This window comes from Aquipseudomonas alcaligenes, from assembly GCF_003205495.1.
GTDB classification, from domain to species: Bacteria; Pseudomonadota; Gammaproteobacteria; order Pseudomonadales; family Pseudomonadaceae; genus Aquipseudomonas; species Aquipseudomonas alcaligenes_B.
Map to the genome: position 1 here is coordinate 88844 of NZ_QJRX01000008.1, position 15413 is coordinate 104256.

16 protein-coding genes are annotated in these 15413 nt (G+C 69.7%); 9 read left to right on the plus strand and 7 right to left on the minus strand.

Annotated elements, in window-relative coordinates:
* Positions 1-13 precede the first annotated feature (13 nt).
* From DMO17_RS15560 to DMO17_RS15590, 7 genes are all read right to left on the minus strand, one after another.
* Positions 14-640: a glutathione S-transferase family protein gene (locus tag DMO17_RS15560; protein WP_110683394.1), complete on the minus strand. Its 627-nt coding sequence runs from the start codon at positions 638-640 to the stop codon at positions 14-16.
* A gap of 144 nt (positions 641-784) precedes the next feature.
* Positions 785-1687, minus strand: a complete 903-nt coding sequence (locus DMO17_RS15565) for a LysR family transcriptional regulator (protein ID WP_110683395.1) — start codon at positions 1685-1687, stop codon at positions 785-787.
* 3 nt (positions 1688-1690) lie between these two features.
* Positions 1691-2587, minus strand: a complete 897-nt coding sequence (locus DMO17_RS15570; RefSeq protein WP_181418797.1) for a LysR family transcriptional regulator — start codon at positions 2585-2587, stop codon at positions 1691-1693.
* 100 nt (positions 2588-2687) lie between these two features.
* Positions 2688-3662 carry a serine/threonine protein kinase gene (locus DMO17_RS15575; protein ID WP_110683397.1) on the minus strand — a complete coding sequence of 325 codons (975 nt, stop codon included), beginning with the start codon at positions 3660-3662 and terminating at the stop codon, positions 2688-2690.
* Between the two features lie 97 nt (positions 3663-3759).
* Positions 3760-4449: a molybdate ABC transporter permease subunit gene (modB, locus tag DMO17_RS15580; protein ID WP_110683556.1), complete on the minus strand. Its 690-nt coding sequence runs from the start codon at positions 4447-4449 to the stop codon at positions 3760-3762.
* The gene (gene modA / locus DMO17_RS15585; protein WP_110683398.1) at positions 4436-5173 is read right to left on the minus strand and encodes a molybdate ABC transporter substrate-binding protein; all 738 of its coding nucleotides are present in this window, start codon (positions 5171-5173) and stop codon (positions 4436-4438) included. Before modA ends, modB begins: the two co-directional genes overlap by 14 nt.
* A 61-nt stretch (positions 5174-5234) precedes the next feature.
* Positions 5235-5969 carry a ComF family protein gene (locus DMO17_RS15590; RefSeq protein ID WP_110683399.1) on the minus strand — a complete coding sequence of 245 codons (735 nt, stop codon included), beginning with the start codon at positions 5967-5969 and terminating at the stop codon, positions 5235-5237.
* A gap of 58 nt (positions 5970-6027) precedes the next feature.
* Between DMO17_RS15590 and bioB the strand changes: the two genes are divergently transcribed.
* From bioB to DMO17_RS15635, 9 genes are all read left to right on the plus strand, one after another.
* A complete protein-coding gene (bioB, locus tag DMO17_RS15595) occupies positions 6028-7080 on the plus strand; it encodes a biotin synthase BioB (RefSeq protein ID WP_110683400.1) in 1053 nt (350 codons plus the stop codon).
* Positions 7081-7197: 117 nt separating this feature from the next.
* Positions 7198-8367, plus strand: a complete 1170-nt coding sequence (bioF, locus tag DMO17_RS15600) for an 8-amino-7-oxononanoate synthase (RefSeq protein WP_110683401.1) — start codon at positions 7198-7200, stop codon at positions 8365-8367.
* The gene (locus DMO17_RS15605) at positions 8360-9091 is read left to right on the plus strand and encodes an alpha/beta fold hydrolase (protein ID WP_110683402.1); all 732 of its coding nucleotides are present in this window, start codon (positions 8360-8362) and stop codon (positions 9089-9091) included. The genes bioF and DMO17_RS15605 overlap by 8 nt, the downstream gene beginning before the upstream one ends.
* The gene (bioC, locus tag DMO17_RS15610) at positions 9084-9887 is read left to right on the plus strand and encodes a malonyl-ACP O-methyltransferase BioC (RefSeq protein WP_110683403.1); all 804 of its coding nucleotides are present in this window, start codon (positions 9084-9086) and stop codon (positions 9885-9887) included. Before DMO17_RS15605 ends, bioC begins: the two co-directional genes overlap by 8 nt.
* A gap of 28 nt (positions 9888-9915) precedes the next feature.
* Complete coding sequence (gene bioD / locus DMO17_RS15615; protein WP_110683404.1) at positions 9916-10593, plus strand: dethiobiotin synthase; 678 nt, start codon at positions 9916-9918, stop codon at positions 10591-10593.
* Positions 10594-10688: 95 nt separating this feature from the next.
* Positions 10689-10985: a hypothetical protein gene (locus DMO17_RS15620; RefSeq protein WP_110683405.1), complete on the plus strand. Its 297-nt coding sequence runs from the start codon at positions 10689-10691 to the stop codon at positions 10983-10985.
* Positions 10986-11044: 59 nt separating this feature from the next.
* The gene (locus DMO17_RS15625) at positions 11045-11806 is read left to right on the plus strand and encodes a putative metalloprotease CJM1_0395 family protein (protein ID WP_110683406.1); all 762 of its coding nucleotides are present in this window, start codon (positions 11045-11047) and stop codon (positions 11804-11806) included.
* A gap of 168 nt (positions 11807-11974) precedes the next feature.
* Positions 11975-13780, plus strand: a complete 1806-nt coding sequence (locus DMO17_RS15630; RefSeq protein ID WP_110683407.1) for a phenylacyl-CoA dehydrogenase — start codon at positions 11975-11977, stop codon at positions 13778-13780.
* 167 nt (positions 13781-13947) lie between these two features.
* On the plus strand, positions 13948-15240 hold the full coding sequence (locus DMO17_RS15635; RefSeq protein WP_110683557.1) for a GGDEF domain-containing protein: 1293 nt from the start codon (positions 13948-13950) through the stop codon (positions 15238-15240).
* Positions 15241-15413 lie beyond the last annotated feature (173 nt).

The following is a 15413-nucleotide window of genomic DNA, read 5'->3' on the forward strand; positions in this document are numbered from 1 at the left end:
AGCGGGGCGGTACTCAGGCGGCTTGCAGGCCCGCGGCGGTGCGCTGCATGGGCACGAAGCCGGGCAGGGCCTCGATGCGTTGCAGCCAGGCCCGCACATTCGGGTAGGCCTCCAGCGCGACGTTGCCTTCCGGGGCATGGGCGATGTAGCTGTAGTTGGCGACATCGGCGATGCTCGGTGCGCTGCCCGCGAGGAACGGGCTGGCCGCCAGCTCGTGCTCCATCACCTTGAGCAGGGCATGGGCCCGGTTGATGACTTCGTCGGCATTGAAGGCGGCGCCGAACACCGTGATCAGTCGCGCCGCGGCCGGGCCGTAGGCGACCTGGCCGGCGGCCACCGACAGCCAGCGCTGCACGCGTGCCTCGGTGAGCGGATCGTTCAGCTGCCAGCTGCCGCTGCCGTACTTCTTCGCCAGGTAAACGAGGATCGCGTTGGAGTCGCTGATGACGGTGCCGTTGTCATCGATCACCGGCACCTGACCGAAGGGGTTGATGGCCAGGAACTCGGCCTTCTTGTGCTCCCCGTTGGCCAGGTCGACGAACACCAGCTCGGTGGGCAGTTTGAGCAGCGAGAGCAGCAGTTCGACGCGGTGGGCGTGGCCGGACAGCGGGTGGCGATAGAGTTTGATGGCGTTGGACATGGGCATGGCTCCGGAACGGTGGGTGGTCAGCGCGAGGTCGGGGGGTTGCGCTGGTGGAGCCATGCTGCGCCTGTGCGAGTTCGAGCAGAATCACCACGCTGGGCAATCCATAATTCCGTTTTCTGAAAGAGTGGCGGTCGGGCCTCAGTCGCAGAAGGCGGGATGGGCGCGCAGCCGCGGTGCGGCGAAATCGATGAAGCTGCGTACCCGTGCATCGGCGCGGCGGCCATGCCGGTAGATCAGGTGCGCCGGCACGCCAGGGCCGGCGAAGGGCTGCAGCACGGCTTCGAGCTGGCCGCTCTGCAGCTCGGCATGGGCCTCGTAGCTCATGCAGCGGACCAGGCCCAGGCCCAGGGTGGCGGCATGGATGGCCGCGCGCTGGGTGGTGCAGGTCAGCACCGGCACAGGCCTCGCCTGCTGCGTGCGGCGCACTCCGCGGAACTGCCAGGAAGCGTCGTAACCGGGGGCCGAGGCCAGCACGGCGCGGTGGCGGCCGAGTTCTTCCGGCGTCTGCGGCCGGCCCCATTGGGCCAGGTAGGCGGGGGCGGCGCAGACGATGGGGCGAACCGTGCCCAGCGCCATGGCGAACTCGGACGAACTGGCCAGATGGCCCACCACCAGGGCGGCATCGAGACCGTCCTCCAGCAGCCTGGGCATGCCGTGACTGGCCCGGGTGGCCAGGTGCATGTCGGGAAAGGCGTCCAGGTAAGCCAGTGCTATGGGGGTGAGTACCTGCTGGTCCATCAAGGGGGGCAGCGCCAGGCTCAGCAGTCCGCTGGGGCAGGCATGCACGCCCGCGGCGGAACGCTCGGCCTCCTCGGTTTGCTCCAGCAGCTGTCGAGCGCTCAGGGCCAGCCGGGCGCCGGCCGGGCTGAGGCTGACGCCCCGGTGGCTGCGGATGAGCAGCCTGGCGTTGAGGCGGGCCTCGAGGGCACCGATGTTGCGCATGATGGTCGCCACCGACAGTTCCAGCCGGCGCGCCGCCGCGGCCAGGCTGCCGGCCTGCGCCACGGCATCGAACACCTGCAGCTGCCGGTAGCGGTCCATGCCTCAGGCCGCCGGCGTCGTCTGCAGCGCCGGGTCTTGCTGGAAGCGCCGGGTACAGTGGTCGACGAAGGTGCGCACCTTGGCCGATATCCGGCGGCTGCCCTGATACAGCACATGCACGGGGAACGCCGCGGTCTCGTAGTCGGCGAGGACGACCTCCAGCTCGCCCTTGGCCACCAGCTCGGCGACCTGGTACGACAGCACCCGCGTCAGCCCCCAGCCCAGGCGCGCGGCATTGATGGCGGCCTGGTTGGAGCTGACCACCAGGCGCGGCTTGGGATGCAGGGTGAGGGCGCCCTGGGGGCTCTCGAAGTGCCAGTCGGTGAGCAGGCTGCTGGCCGACGACATGACGATGGGGGCGTTCATCACATCCTCGGGAACCCGTGGCCGGCCGGCCCGTTCGAGAAAGGCGGGAGCGGCGCAGATGACCGGGCGGATTGCCCCGACCTTCACCGCCTGCAGGCCGGTGTCGGGCAGTCTGCCGATGCGGATCGCCACGTCCACCCCTTCTTCGACCATGTTCACCAGGCGATCCACCAGCAGGGCGTTGATCGACACCTCCGGGTGCGCGGCGAGGTATTCGGTGATCAGCGGGATCAGGAACAGCTCGCCAAACATCACCGGCGCCGTCACGGTCAGGTTGCCGCGGGCCCGGCTGGCGCTGCCGGCGGCCAGCTCCTCGGCTTCCTCGAGGTCCAGCAGGATGCGCCTGCAGTCATCGACATAACGCCGGCCGGCCTCGGTCAGGCGCAGGCTGCGGGTGCTCCTGGCCAGCAGCAGGGTGCCGAGGCGGTTCTCCAGGCCGGCGATCACGCGCGTCACGCTCGGCGCCGACAGGCCCAACAGCTTGGCGCCGCCGGCAAAGCTCTCCGCTTCCGCGACGGCCACCAGCACCTTCATTTCCTGAAACCTGTCCACAGTCACCGCCAGTCAGCACAAGGGATCGATGGTCAACAGCCTAGCGCCTGACGATAGCCCGGTAGCGCCGGCGCCGACGGCATCAGAACAAGCGCAACGGCTCCTCGTCCAGCGCCGCCAGCTGCTCGCGCAGCATCAGTATCTGGTCGCCCCAGTAGCGCTCGTTGGCGAACCAGGGGAAGGCCAGCGGGAAGGCCGGGTCGTCCCAGCGCCGGGCGATCCAGGCGCTGTGGTGCATCAGGCGCAGGGCGCGCAGGCCTTCGATCAGCGGCAGCTCGCGGGCCTCGAAGTCGTGGAACTCGTTGTAGCCGTCGACCAGTTCGGACAGCTGGCCGAGGCGCTCCTGGCGGTCGCCGGCGAGCATCATCCACAGGTCCTGCACGGCCGGGCCCATGCGGCAGTCGTCGAGGTCGACGACATGGAAGGCGTCGTCGCGGTGCAGCAGGTTGCCGGGGTGGCAGTCGCCGTGCAGGCGGATCGGCGTGTAGCGCACGCGGGCGAACAGCTCGTCCAGGCGTTTGAGCAGGTCGCGCGCCACCGATTCGTAGGCCGGTAGCAGGCTGCGCGGCACGAAGCCGCCGTCCAGCAGGGTGGCCAGCGAGGCGTGGCCGAAACCCGCCACCGTGAGTGTCTCGCGGTGCTCGAAGGGGCGGCTGGCGCCCACCGCGTGCAGGCGGCCGAGCAGCTGGCCGAGGCGGTACAGCTGGTCCAGGTTGCCCGGCTCCGGGGCGCGGCCGCCGCGGCGGGGGAACAGGGCGAAGCGGAAGCCGGCGTGCTCGAACAGGCTCTCGCCGTCCTGCCGCAGCGGCGCCACCACCGGCACTTCGCACTCGGCCAGCTCGTGGCTGAAGGCGTGCTCCTCGCGGATCGCCGCATCGCTCCAGCGGTCCGGGCGGTAGAACTTGGCGATCAGCGGCTCGCTGTCCTCGATGCCAACCTGGTAGACGCGGTTCTCGTAGCTGTTCAGTGCCAGCACGCGGGCGTCGCTGAGGTAGCCGAGGTTCTCCACGGCGTCGAGCACCAGGTCGGGGGTGAGGGTGGCGAAGGGGTGGCTCATGGCGGGCTCCAGTCAGGGCGCCCAGTGTAGCGCCAAGCGCGGGCGTGCAGGCCGTCGGCGCGGGCAACCGGCTGGCGAGGGCCGCCTGAGCCGGCGCTCAGCTGCGCATCGGCGTGGCGCGGCGGGTGTCGCCCAGGCCGTAGACCAGCAGCAGGAGCAGGAACGACAGCCCCAGCAGGCAGGCCGCCAGGCGGTGCGCCTCGCCGTAGCGCAGCGCCTCGACGTGCTGGAACAGGGCGATGGACACCACCTGGGTCTCGCCGGGGATGCTGCCGCCGAGCATCAGCACCACGCCGAACTCGCCCAGGGTGTGGGCGAAGCCGAGGGTAGCGGCGACCAGCAGGCCGCGCCGCAGCAGCGGCAGCACCACCCGCAGCAGGCGTTGCCAGCGGTTGGCGCCGAGGCTGGCGGCGGCCTCCAGCAGGCTCTGCGGGATCTCGCGCAGGGCCACGGTCAGCGGCTGCACCACGAAGGGCAGCGAATAGATCACCGAGCCCAGCACCAGGCCGGCGAAGCTGAAGGCCAGGCCCTGGCCGGTGAGCCAGTGCCAGGCCTGGCCGAGCGGGGTGTCCGGGGCGAACAGCACCAGCAGGTAGAAGCCCAGCACCGTGGGTGGCAGCACCAGCGGCAGCGCCAGCACGGCATCGAGCATGCGCCGCAGCGGCGTCTGCTTGCGCACGCGCCAGGCCGCCAGCGGCAGGCCGATGGCCAGCAGCAGGGCGGTGGAGATCGCCGCCAGCTGCAGGGTGATGGCCAGCGCCTGCCAGTCGCTGTCAGTCAGCAGCACAGCCAGCCTCGCCCGGCAGGCCATAGCCTGCCGTCTTCAGGGTGTCGTGCTGGGCATCGAAAAAGGCCGCGAAGGCTGCGGCGGCGGCCTGGCGCTCGCCCTTGCCCAGCAGTACGCGCTTCTGCACCAGAGGCTCGTAAAGCGCGGCGTCGACCTGGCTGTACTGCGCGACGGGTGTCCCGGCCGCGCTCAGCTGGCTGAGGGCGACGAAGCCGCTCGGGGCATTGCCGCTGTGCACGAACTGGTAGGCCTGGCCGATGTCCTGGGCGTACACCAGGTGCGGCTTGAGCCGCGCCAGCTGGCCGCTGCGCTCCAGCGCCTGCAGGGCGGCGCGGCCGTAGGGCGCGGTGTCCGGCTGGGCGATGGCGATCTTGCCGGCCGGCAGCTCGGCGAGCGCGGGCGCGGCCCTGGGCGTCCACAGCGCCAGGCGCCCGCAGGCATAGGTACGGCTCGCCGTGGCGGCGCCGCTGGCGGCCAGCAGGTCCGGGCGCTCGGCGTCGGCCGAGTAGAACAGGTCGAAGGGCGCGCCGCGGCGGATCTGCTCGAAGAAGGCGCCACTGGAACCACCGGCCAGCTGCACGGCGTTGCCGGTCTGCTGGCGGTAGTCCCTGGCGATCTGCTCCATCACCGGCAGCAGGTTGGCGGCCACGGCGATGCGCAGCGGTTCGCCGGCCTGGGCGGTGGCGCTCAGCGCGAGGGTGAAGAACAACAGCGGCAGACGCATGCGCGGGCTCCGGCGAAGACGTGCGCCGAGTATCGGTCAAAGGCGCACTCCGGCGCCACGCTCAGTCGCCCGGCTTGGGCGTGCGCGCCAGGCAGTAGATGTCCACCCGCACCGCCCCGGCCCGCAGCAGCAGGCGCGCCAGCGCCTCGGCGGTGGTACCGGTGGTGAGCACATCGTCGACCAGCGCGACATGCCGGCCCGCCGGCGTGGCCTGCGCATGCAGGGCGAAGGCTCGGCGCAGGTTGCGCTTGCGCGCGGCGGCGTCCAGTTCCTGCTGGTGTGCCCCCTCCTGCGGGCGCAGCAGCCAGTGGCGCTGCAGCGGCAGGTCCAGCGCCGCCGCCAGCCAAGCGGCGAGCATCTCGGCCTGGTTGAAGCCGCGGCGGCGCAGGCGCTTGCGCCCGAGCGGCACCGGCAGCAGCAGGTCGGGGCGCGGCAGGCCCTCGGCAAAGGCGTGCTGCAGGTGATGTGACAGCAGGGCGGCCAGCAGACGTCCCATGGGCCACTGCGCCTGGTGCTTGAAGCGGGTGATCAGGCTGTCGAGCGGGAAGGCATAGCGCCACGCGGCTTCGACCCGGCTGAACGCCGGCGGCCGCCTGAGGCAGGCGCCGCAGGTCAGCCCCTCGCCCGGCAGGGGCAGGGCGCAGATCCGGCAGTGTCCGCCGAGCCAGGGCAGCTCGCCCTCGCAGGCACTGCACAGCGGCTGTCCGGTATCCGCCGGTTCATCGCACAGCAGGCAGATTTGTTTGTTTTTTGTCCAGATGTAAACCTGGTCGTCCGTGAATGGTTGACAGCGCATGGTCCTTCCCTTGACGATGCTTCAGCCGTGTTGCACAGCCTAGAACAAGGAATACCCGATGAGCGCCACCACCGCCGCCACCCGTCACGACTGGACCCTCGCCGAGGTCCGGGCGCTGTTCGAGCAGCCGTTCAACGACCTGCTGTTCCAGGCCCAGACCGTGCACCGCGCGCATTTCGACCCGAACCGCGTGCAGGTTTCCACCCTGCTGTCGATCAAGACCGGCGCCTGTCCCGAGGACTGCAAGTACTGCCCGCAGTCCGGCCACTACAACACCGGCCTGGACAAGGAAAAGCTGATGGAAGTGCAGAAGGTGCTGAAGGCCGCCGAGGAGGCCAAGGCCATCGGCTCCACGCGCTTCTGCATGGGCGCGGCGTGGAAACACCCCTCGGCCAAGGACATGCCCTACGTGCTGGAGATGGTCAAGGGCGTGAAGAAGCTCGGCCTGGAGACCTGCATGACCCTGGGCAAGCTGACCCAGGAGCAGACCCAAGCGCTGGCCGAGGCCGGCCTCGACTACTACAACCACAACCTGGACACCTCGCCGGAGTTCTACGGCAACATCATCACCACCCGCACCTATTCGGAGCGCCTGCAGACCCTGGCCTACGTGCGCGAGGCGGGGATGAAGATCTGCTCCGGCGGCATCCTCGGCATGGGCGAGTCGGTGGACGACCGCGCCGGCCTGCTGATCCAGCTGGCCAATCTGCCGGAGCATCCGGAGAGCGTGCCGATCAACATGCTGGTCAAGGTCAAGGGCACCCCGCTGGCCGAGGAGAAGGACGTCGACCCCTTTGACTTCATCCGCACCCTGGCCGTGGCGCGCATCATGATGCCCAAGTCGCACGTGCGCCTGTCCGCCGGCCGCGAGCAGATGAACGAGCAGATGCAGGCCCTGGCCTTCATGGCCGGCGCCAACTCGATCTTCTACGGCGAGAAGCTGCTGACCACCGCCAACCCCCAGGCGGACAAGGACATGGCCCTGTTCAAGCGCCTCGGCATCCAGCCGGAGGAGCGCGAGGAGCACGCCGACGAGGTGCACCAGGCCGCCATCGAACAGGCGCTGGTCGAGCAGCGCGACTCCAAGCTGTTCTACGACGCCGCGGTCTGACGCAAACACCCCTCTCCTGTTGATGGGAGAGGGTGGGAAGAGGGCGGTCTCAACCCTCTTCCCCGGCTCCTCTCCCGCACACGGGAGAGGAGAGTCAAAGCCTCATTCGAGATAGCCATGCCTTTCGATCTCGCCACCCGTCTCGCCGAGCGCCGCGCCGCTCACCTGTATCGCCAGCGCCCGCTGCTGGACGGCCCGCAGGGGCCACTGGTGCGGGTCGACGGCCGCGAGCTGCTGGCCTTCTGCGCCAACGACTACCTGGGCCTGGCCAATCACCCCGAGGTGATCGCGGCCCTGCGCGCCGGCGCTGAAACATGGGGTGTCGGTGGCGGCGCCTCGCACCTGGTGATCGGCCACAGCACCCCGCACCACGCGCTGGAAGAAGCCCTGGCCGAGTTCACCGGACGGCCCCGCGCGCTGCTGTTCTCCACCGGCTACATGGCCAACCTGGCGGCGGTGACGGCGCTGGTCGGGCAGGGCGACACGGTGCTGGAGGACCGCCTCAACCACGCCTCCCTGCTGGACGCCGGCCTGCTGTCCGGCGCGCGCTTCTCGCGCTACCTGCACAATGACGCGGCCAGCCTGGGCAAGCGCCTGGACGGTGCCTCCGGCAACACCCTGGTGGTGACCGACGGAGTGTTCAGCATGGACGGCGACCTGGCCGACCTGCCGGCGCTGTGCGCCGAGGCGCGCAGCAAGGGGGCCTGGGTGATGGTCGACGACGCCCACGGCTTCGGCCCGCTGGGCGCCACCGGCGGCGGCATCGTCGAGCACTTCGGTCTGGGTATGGAGGACGTGCCGGTGCTGGTCGGTACCCTGGGCAAGGCCTTCGGCACCGCCGGCGCCTTCGTCGCCGGCAGCGAGGAGCTGATCGAGACGCTGATCCAGTTCGCCCGCCCCTACATCTACACCACCAGCCAGCCGCCGGCCGTGGCCTGCGCCACGCTGAAGAGCCTGGAGCTGCTGCGCACGGAAGGCTGGCGCCGCGAGCACCTCAGCCGGCTGATCGCCCGTTTCCGTGCCGGCGCCGCCGAGATCGGCCTGAGCCTGATGGCCAGCCCGACGCCGATCCAGCCGATCCTGGTCGGCGACAGCGCGCGCGCCCTGCAGCTCTCGGCGCTGCTGAAAGAGCGCGGCCTGCTGGTCGGCGCCATCCGTCCGCCGACCGTGCCGGCCGGCAGCGCGCGCCTGCGCGTGACCCTGTCCGCCGCCCACAGCGAGGCGCAGCTGGAGCGCCTGCTGCAAGCCTTGGCCGAGTGCTGGCCGCAGGTGGCCCGCGATGCGTGACCAGCTGATCCTGTTGCCCGGCTGGGGCCTGGGTAGCCTGCCGCTGGAAGTGCTGGCCGAGGCCCTGCGCGGGCTCGACCCGGCACTCAGGGTGGAAATCGAGCCGCTGCCGGAGCTGGCGTCAGGCGAGCCGCGCGACTGGCTGCTGGAGCTGGACGAGCGCCTGCCGCCGCACACCTGGCTGGGCGGCTGGTCGCTCGGTGGCATGCTCGCCAGCGAGCTGGCGGCCCTGCGCGGCGAGCGTTGCCGCGGCCTGCTGACCCTGGCCAGCAACCCCTGCTTCGTCGCCGGGGCGGACTGGCCCTGCGGCATGGACGAGGCCACCTTCGCCGCCTTCGTCGCCGGCTGCCGCGACAATCCCGCCGCCACCCTCAAGCGCTTCAGCCTGCTCTGCACCCAGGGCTCGGCCGAGGCGCGCGGCCTGGCCCGCCAGCTGCAGGCCGCGGCGCCGCACCTGGCGCCCGAGGTGCTGCTGGCCGGGCTGGAAGTGCTCGGCAACTTCGACGGGAGCAGCGCCCTGCAGCGCTTCGCCGGGCCGCAGCTGCACCTGCTGGCCGGCGCCGATGCGCTGGTGCCGGCCGAGGTGGCCGGCGAGCTGCTGATGCTGCAGCCGGACATCGAGGTCGGGCTGATCGAGGACGTCAGCCACGCCTTCCCGCTGGAGCGCCCGCACGAGGTGGCGGCGGCGGTACTGGCCTTCCTCGGCGAGGCCGACCATGACTGACTGGCACGAGCAGAGCGGCCTGCCGGACAAGCGCCGGGTCGCCGAATCCTTCTCCCGCGCGGCGGACAGCTACGACAGCGTCGCCGCCCTGCAGCGCGATGTCGGCATCGAGCTGCTGGCACGCCTGCCGCTGAGCCTGGCGCCGCGGCGCTGGCTCGACCTCGGCTGCGGCACCGGGCATTTCAGTCGGGTGCTGGCCGCGCGCTACCCGGCGGCCGAGGGCGTGGCCCTGGACCTGGCCGAAGGCATGTTGCGCCATGCCCGTCCGCTGGGCGGGGCGCAGCACTTCGTCGCCGGCGACGCCGAGCGCCTGCCGCTGCGCGAGGCCGGCTGCGACCTGATCTTCTCCAGCCTGGCCGTGCAGTGGTGCGGCGACTTCGCCGCCGTGCTGGCCGAGGCGCGCCGTGTGCTGCGCCCTGGCGGCGTGCTGGCCTTCAGCAGCCTGTGTGTCGGCACCCTGCAGGAGCTGCGCGACAGCTGGCAGGCGGTGGACGGCTTCGTCCACGTCAACCGCTTCCGCCGCTTCGCCGACTACCAGCAGCTGTGCGCGGCCAGTGGCCTGCAGCCGCTGGCGCTGGAACGGCGGGCCAAGGTGCTGCACTTCCCCGACCTGCGCGCGCTGACCCACGAGCTCAAGGCCCTCGGCGCGCACAACCTCAACCCGGGGCGTCCCGGCGGCCTGACCGGGCGCGCGCGCATCCGCGCCCTGGTCGAGGCCTACGAGCGTTTCCGCCATCCGCAGGGGCTGCCGGCCACCTACCAGGTGGTCTACGGCGTGCTGCAGCGCCCCGAATAGGCGCGCCGCGATTCCGAGGAACTACTTCATGTCCCAGGCCTTCTTCGTCACCGGCACGGATACCGAGATCGGCAAGACCACCATCGCCGCCGGCCTGCTGCACGCCGCGCGCCTTGCCGGGCTGAGCACGGCGGCGGCCAAGCCGGTGGCTTCCGGCTGCGAGCAGACGCCCGAGGGGCTGCGCAACGACGATGCCCTGGCCCTGCTCGGGCAGTGCTCGCTGGCGCTGGACTACGCCGAGGTCAATCCGTTCGCCTTCGCGCCGGCCATCGCCCCGCACCTGGCGGCGCGCGAGGCGGGTGTCGAGCTGAGCGTGGCGCGCCTGCAGCCGGCGGTGCGCCACGTGCTGCAGCGCGGCGCCGATTTCACCCTGGTCGAGGGCGCCGGCGGCTGGCGCGTGCCGCTGGCCGGTCGCGAGACCCTGGCCGACCTGGCCGTGGCGCTCGGCCTGCCGGTGATCCTGGTGGTCGGCGTGCGCCTGGGCTGCATCAACCACGCGGTGCTGACGGCCGAGGCCATCGCCCGCGACGGCCTGCGCCTGGCCGGCTGGGTGGCCAATATCGTCGACCCGCACACCTCGCGCCTGGAGGAGAACCTGGCGACCCTCACCGAGCGCCTGGCGGCGCCCTGCCTGGGGCGGGTGCCGCGCCTGGCGCAGGCGAGCCCGGCGGCGGTGGCGAGCCATCTGCAGCTCCCCGCGTTATAAGCCGCTGATCGACCATAGCGCATTGCTTGTACGTTTTTTGAGCGTTTTCTGCTTCAATTGCTGCATGAGTCTGTCCCCATCAGGGAGTCGCAAGCATGGAAATCTCCGGTAACGCCTTCAGCGCGGGTCTCAGCGGCATCCAGGCCGGGCAGCGTCGCGTCGAGCAGGCCGCCAGCGAAATCGCCAGCAACACCCTGCCGACCCAGCCGCCGGCCGAGACACCCCCTGCCCAGCAGGTCGAGCCGAGCCAGCAGAGCCAGGCCAACACCCAGGCCGATCTGGCCGAGAGCCTGGTCGGCCTGACCCAGGGCCGCAACGAGGTGCAGGCCAGTGCCCGCGTGGTCGAGACCGCCGACGAGGTGCTGGGCACCCTGATCGACACCCGCGCCTGACCGGAGCGTCGGCGCCGCAGTAGATAGAGGGCTCGCCCGCCCGGGCGAGGAGGAGTCCGATGCAGATCGGCAGCGCCACGTCCTATGTTGCGCCTCTGCCGTTGTCCCAGGCGGCCCGTCCTGTTTCGTCCAGTCTTTCCCAGCCCGCTCCCTCCGAGGAATCGCTTCCTGCTGGCCAGTCAGTCGCCGCCGGCGATGATGCTGCCCTGCGCGACGAGGCGGCCAGCCCTGCACGCGGCGAGGCGGAGGAGGAAAAGGCATCCCCCCGCGAAGCCCAGCAGCAACGCCAGGAGCAGCTGGAAATCGCCGAGCTGGCCAGCCGCGACCGCGAAGTGCGTGCCCACGAGCAGGCCCACGCGGCGGTCGGCGGCGCCTATGCCGGCGCGCCCACCTACACCTTCGCCCGTGGTCCCGATGGCAAGCGCTACGCCGTCGGCGGCGAAGTGAGCATCGACACCAGCCCGATTCCCAACGACCCCGAAGCCACCCTGCGCAAGATGGAGCTGGTGCAGCGCGCGGCTCTGGCCCCGGCCGAGCCTTCGGCCCAGGATCGCCGGGTCGCCGCCCAGGCCGCCGCCCAGGCCGCCGAGGCGCGCGCCGAGCTGGCCCAGCTGCGCCGCGAGGAACAGGCCGCGAGCGCCGAGGAGCGCGCGCTGCAGCGCGAGGAACGGCTGGCCGCGGAGGAAGAGCGCCAGGCCCGCGAGGAGGAGGTGCGCGAGGAGGAAGAGCGGCAGGCGCTGCCGCCAGCGCCTAGACTGGATCTGTATCTGCGTCTGGCCCAGCTGCAGGCCCCGGTGCCAGCGGTCGACCTGCTGGTCTGAAAGGTCGCTGGCGGGTGCTTGACAAGGGTAGGGCGTAAACGTATGTTTCAAACGCCTGTTTGATTGCCAGGCCGGTTCGTGCCTGCCGGGCGTCGGGAGAAATCCCGCGAACGACCGCTCCAGACGGTCACCCCCACACTAAGGAATCCACCGTAGAGGTTTACCGCTATGCCTGAGTACAAGGCCCCCTTGCGTGATATCCGCTTCGTTCGCGACGAACTGCTCGGCTACGAAGCGCACTATCAGAGCCTGCCGGCTTGCCAAGATGCTACCCCGGACATGGTCAACGCCATCCTCGAAGAAGGCGCCAAGTTCTGCGAGCAGGTAATCGCTCCGCTGAATCGTGTGGGTGACATCGAGGGCTGCACCTGGACTCCGGAAGGCGTGAAGACCCCGACCGGCTTCAAGGAAGCCTACCAGCAGTTCGTCGAAGGCGGCTGGCCGAGCCTGGCCCATGACGTCGATCACGGCGGTCAGGGCCTGCCGGAATCCCTGGGCCTGGCCATCAGCGAAATGGTTGGCGAAGCCAACTGGTCCTGGGGCATGTACCCGGGCCTGTCGCACGGCGCCATGAACACCATCTCCGAGCACGGCACCGACGAGCAGAAGCACACCTACCTGACCAAGCTGGTCTCCGGCGAGTGGACCGGCACCATGTGCCTGACCGAGCCGCACTGCGGTACCGACCTGGGCATGCTGCGCACCAAGGCCGAGCCCCAGGCCGACGGTTCCTACAAGGTATCCGGCACCAAGATCTTCATCTCCGCCGGCGAGCACGACATGTCGGGCAACATCGTCCACATCGTGCTAGCCCGCCTGCCCGACGCCCCGCAGGGCACCAAGGGCATCTCCCTGTTCATCGTGCCGAAGTTCCTGCCGAACGCCGATGGTTCCGCCGGTCAGCGCAACAGCGTTTCCTGCGGCTCGATCGAGCACAAGATGGGCATCCACGGCAACGCCACCTGCGTGATGAACTTCGACGGCGCCACCGGCTTCCTGATCGGCCCGCCGAACAAGGGCCTGAACTGCATGTTCACCTTCATGAACACCGCTCGCCTGGGTACCGCTCTGCAGGGCCTGGCCCACGCCGAGATCGCCTTCCAGGGCGGCCTGAAGTATGCCCGCGAGCGTCTGCAGATGCGTTCCCTGACCGGTCCGAAAGCGCCGGACAAGGCCGCCGACCCGATCATCGTCCACCCGGACGTGCGTCGCATGCTGCTGACCATGAAGGCCTTCGCCGAAGGCAACCGCGCCATGGTCTACTTCGCCGCCAAGCAGGTTGACCTGGTCAAGTACAGCCAGGACGAAGAGCAGAAGAAGGCCGCCGACGAGCTGCTGGCTTTCCTCACTCCGATCGCCAAGGCCTTCATGACCGAAGTCGGTTTCGAAGCCTCCTCCCACGGCATGCAGATCTATGGCGGCCACGGCTTCATCGCCGAGTGGGGCATGGAGCAGAACATGCGCGACTGCCGTATCTCGATGATGTACGAAGGCACCACCGGCGTTCAGGCCCTCGACCTGCTGGGTCGCAAGGTACTGATGACCCAGGGCGGCGCGCTGAAGAACTTCACCAAGATCGTGCACAAGTTCTGCCAGGCCAACGAAGGCAACGAGTCCGTCAAGGAATTCGTTGCACCGCTGGCTCAGCTGAACAAGGAGTGGGGCGACATCACCATGAAGATCGGCATGGCTGCGATGAAGGATCGCGAAGAAGTCGGCGCCGCTTCCGTGGACTACCTGATGTACTCCGGTTACGCCTGCCTGGCCTACTTCTGGGCCGACATGGCGCGCCTGGCCGCCGAGAAGCTGGCTGCCGGTACCGACGACGAAGCCTTCTACAAGGCCAAGCTGCAGACCGCGCGCTTCTACTTCCAGCGCATCCTGCCGCGTACTCGCACCCACGTGGAAGCCATGCTGTCCGGCGCCAACAACCTGATGGACATGAACGAAGAGCACTTCGCTCTGGGCTACTGAGTCCGGTTCGACCTCGGGTCAGAAAACCGCAGCCTTCGGGCTGCGGTTTTTTTTCGCCCGCGCCAGGGCGCTGCGTCGCGCAATCGTCAGAATGAGAAGGATTGCCGCTGCCCTTTGCGTCCGATACAGGCAGAATGCCGCATCTTCCGCTGCTCACGACTCCGACCTTGCCGCCACTCAGTGCCTACCGCCCCGCCCATCTGCTGACCGCCCTGCCGCTGCTGCTGGCCGGCCTGCTGGTGGCTCGCCTGGGCGAGCTGAGCGAGTTCTTCCTGTCGCTGTTCAACGTGTTGCCGACCCTGCTCCTGCTGCTCGGTGGCACCTTCTGTGTGGTTTATGGCCGCCAGCGCGAGTTCTCCCTGCTGGCGGTGGTCTACCTCGCCTACTTCCTGCTGGATATCCAGACCGACCATTTCCGCGAGCAGGGCCAGGTGCGTGCCGATGCGGCCCTGGTGTTCCACCTGTGCAGCCTGCTGTTGCCGCTGCTCTACGGCCTGTATGGCGCCTGGCGCGAGCGTAGTCACCTAGTGCAGGACCTGGTCGCCCGCGCCGCCGTGCTGCTGGCTGTCGGCGGCACCGCGCTGGCCCTGGCGCGGCGCTTTCCCGCACAGCTGCAGGGCTGGCTCACCGAAGTCCACTGGCCGCTCTGGCATGGCCAGTGGATGAGCCTGGTCCAGCTGGCCTACCCGCTGTTCCTGCTCGCCGGCGGGCTGCTGTTGGTGCAGTACTTGCGTCAGCCACGGCCACTGCATGCGGCGCTGCTGCTCGGCCTGCTCGGTCTGCTGTGGATGCTGCCCAATACCTTCATCCTGCCGCATGCGCTGCAGGTGATGAGCAGCCTGGTGATGCTGATGATCGTGGCGGCGGTGGTCCATGAGGCCTATCAGATGGCCTACCGCGACGAGCTCACCGGCCTGCCCGGGCGCCGCGCGCTGAACGACCGCCTGGAGCGCCTGGGGCGCAGCTACGTGATCGCCATGGCCGACGTCGACCACTTCAAGAAATTCAACGACACCCATGGCCACGACGTTGGCGACCAGGTGCTCAGGCTGGTCGCCAGTCAGCTGCGCAAGGTCGGCGGCGGTGGCAAGGCCTACCGCTACGGCGGCGAGGAGTTCACCCTGGTGTTCCCCGGCAAGTCCATCGACGAGTGCCGGCCGCACCTGGAGGCGGTGCGCCAGGCGGTGGAAGGCTATCCGCTGCAGCTGCGCGACAAGCGTCAGCGGCCGCAGAACGACAAGGAGGGGCGCCAGCGGCGCAAGGCCGCCAGCACGGCCAGCGTGTCGGTGACCATCAGCATCGGAGTGGCCGAGCGCGAGGCGCACCAGCGCGGTGCCGAGGAAGTGATCCGCAACGCCGACAAGGCGCTCTACGCGGCCAAGCGCGCCGGGCGCAACTGCGTGGTGGCCCAGGGTGAGAACCGCCGTGGCGCGGTGCGGGTGAGCGAGGCGCAGGGCTAGGCGGCCGACGTCCGGTCAGGGCGGCAAGTGCCTGTTTTTTCAGGGCTACCACAGTCCGGTCTAGGTGTGAGCGCGGCGTGAATTATTGGTCACTATTCGACCTCTTATCTCCTATTGGTTGTTCCGCTAAACTCGATCGCCTCTGTGTTCGCGGTCCGTCGACCGCACCGTCG

What these genes read in the sequence shown, in the direction of transcription:
- DMO17_RS15560 (WP_110683394.1), bottom strand. Translation starts at nt 640, where the DNA reads ATGTCCAACGCCATCAAACTCTATCGCCACCCGCTGTCCGGCCACGCC.
- DMO17_RS15565 (WP_110683395.1), bottom strand. Translation starts at nt 1,687, where the DNA reads ATGGACCGCTACCGGCAGCTGCAGGTGTTCGATGCCGTGGCGCAGGCC.
- DMO17_RS15570 (WP_181418797.1), bottom strand. Translation starts at nt 2,587, where the DNA reads ATGAAGGTGCTGGTGGCCGTCGCGGAAGCGGAGAGCTTTGCCGGCGGC.
- DMO17_RS15575 (WP_110683397.1), bottom strand. Translation starts at nt 3,662, where the DNA reads ATGAGCCACCCCTTCGCCACCCTCACCCCCGACCTGGTGCTCGACGCC.
- modA (WP_110683398.1), bottom strand. Translation starts at nt 5,173, where the DNA reads ATGCGTCTGCCGCTGTTGTTCTTCACCCTCGCGCTGAGCGCCACCGCC.
- DMO17_RS15590 (WP_110683399.1), bottom strand. Translation starts at nt 5,969, where the DNA reads ATGCGCTGTCAACCATTCACGGACGACCAGGTTTACATCTGGACAAAA.
- bioB (WP_110683400.1), top strand. Translation starts at nt 6,028, where the DNA reads ATGAGCGCCACCACCGCCGCCACCCGTCACGACTGGACCCTCGCCGAG.
- bioF (WP_110683401.1), top strand. Translation starts at nt 7,198, where the DNA reads ATGCCTTTCGATCTCGCCACCCGTCTCGCCGAGCGCCGCGCCGCTCAC.
- DMO17_RS15605 (WP_110683402.1), top strand. Translation starts at nt 8,360, where the DNA reads ATGCGTGACCAGCTGATCCTGTTGCCCGGCTGGGGCCTGGGTAGCCTG.
- bioC (WP_110683403.1), top strand. Translation starts at nt 9,084, where the DNA reads ATGACTGACTGGCACGAGCAGAGCGGCCTGCCGGACAAGCGCCGGGTC.
- bioD (WP_110683404.1), top strand. Translation starts at nt 9,916, where the DNA reads ATGTCCCAGGCCTTCTTCGTCACCGGCACGGATACCGAGATCGGCAAG.
- DMO17_RS15620 (WP_110683405.1), top strand. Translation starts at nt 10,689, where the DNA reads ATGGAAATCTCCGGTAACGCCTTCAGCGCGGGTCTCAGCGGCATCCAG.
- DMO17_RS15625 (WP_110683406.1), top strand. Translation starts at nt 11,045, where the DNA reads ATGCAGATCGGCAGCGCCACGTCCTATGTTGCGCCTCTGCCGTTGTCC.
- DMO17_RS15630 (WP_110683407.1), top strand. Translation starts at nt 11,975, where the DNA reads ATGCCTGAGTACAAGGCCCCCTTGCGTGATATCCGCTTCGTTCGCGAC.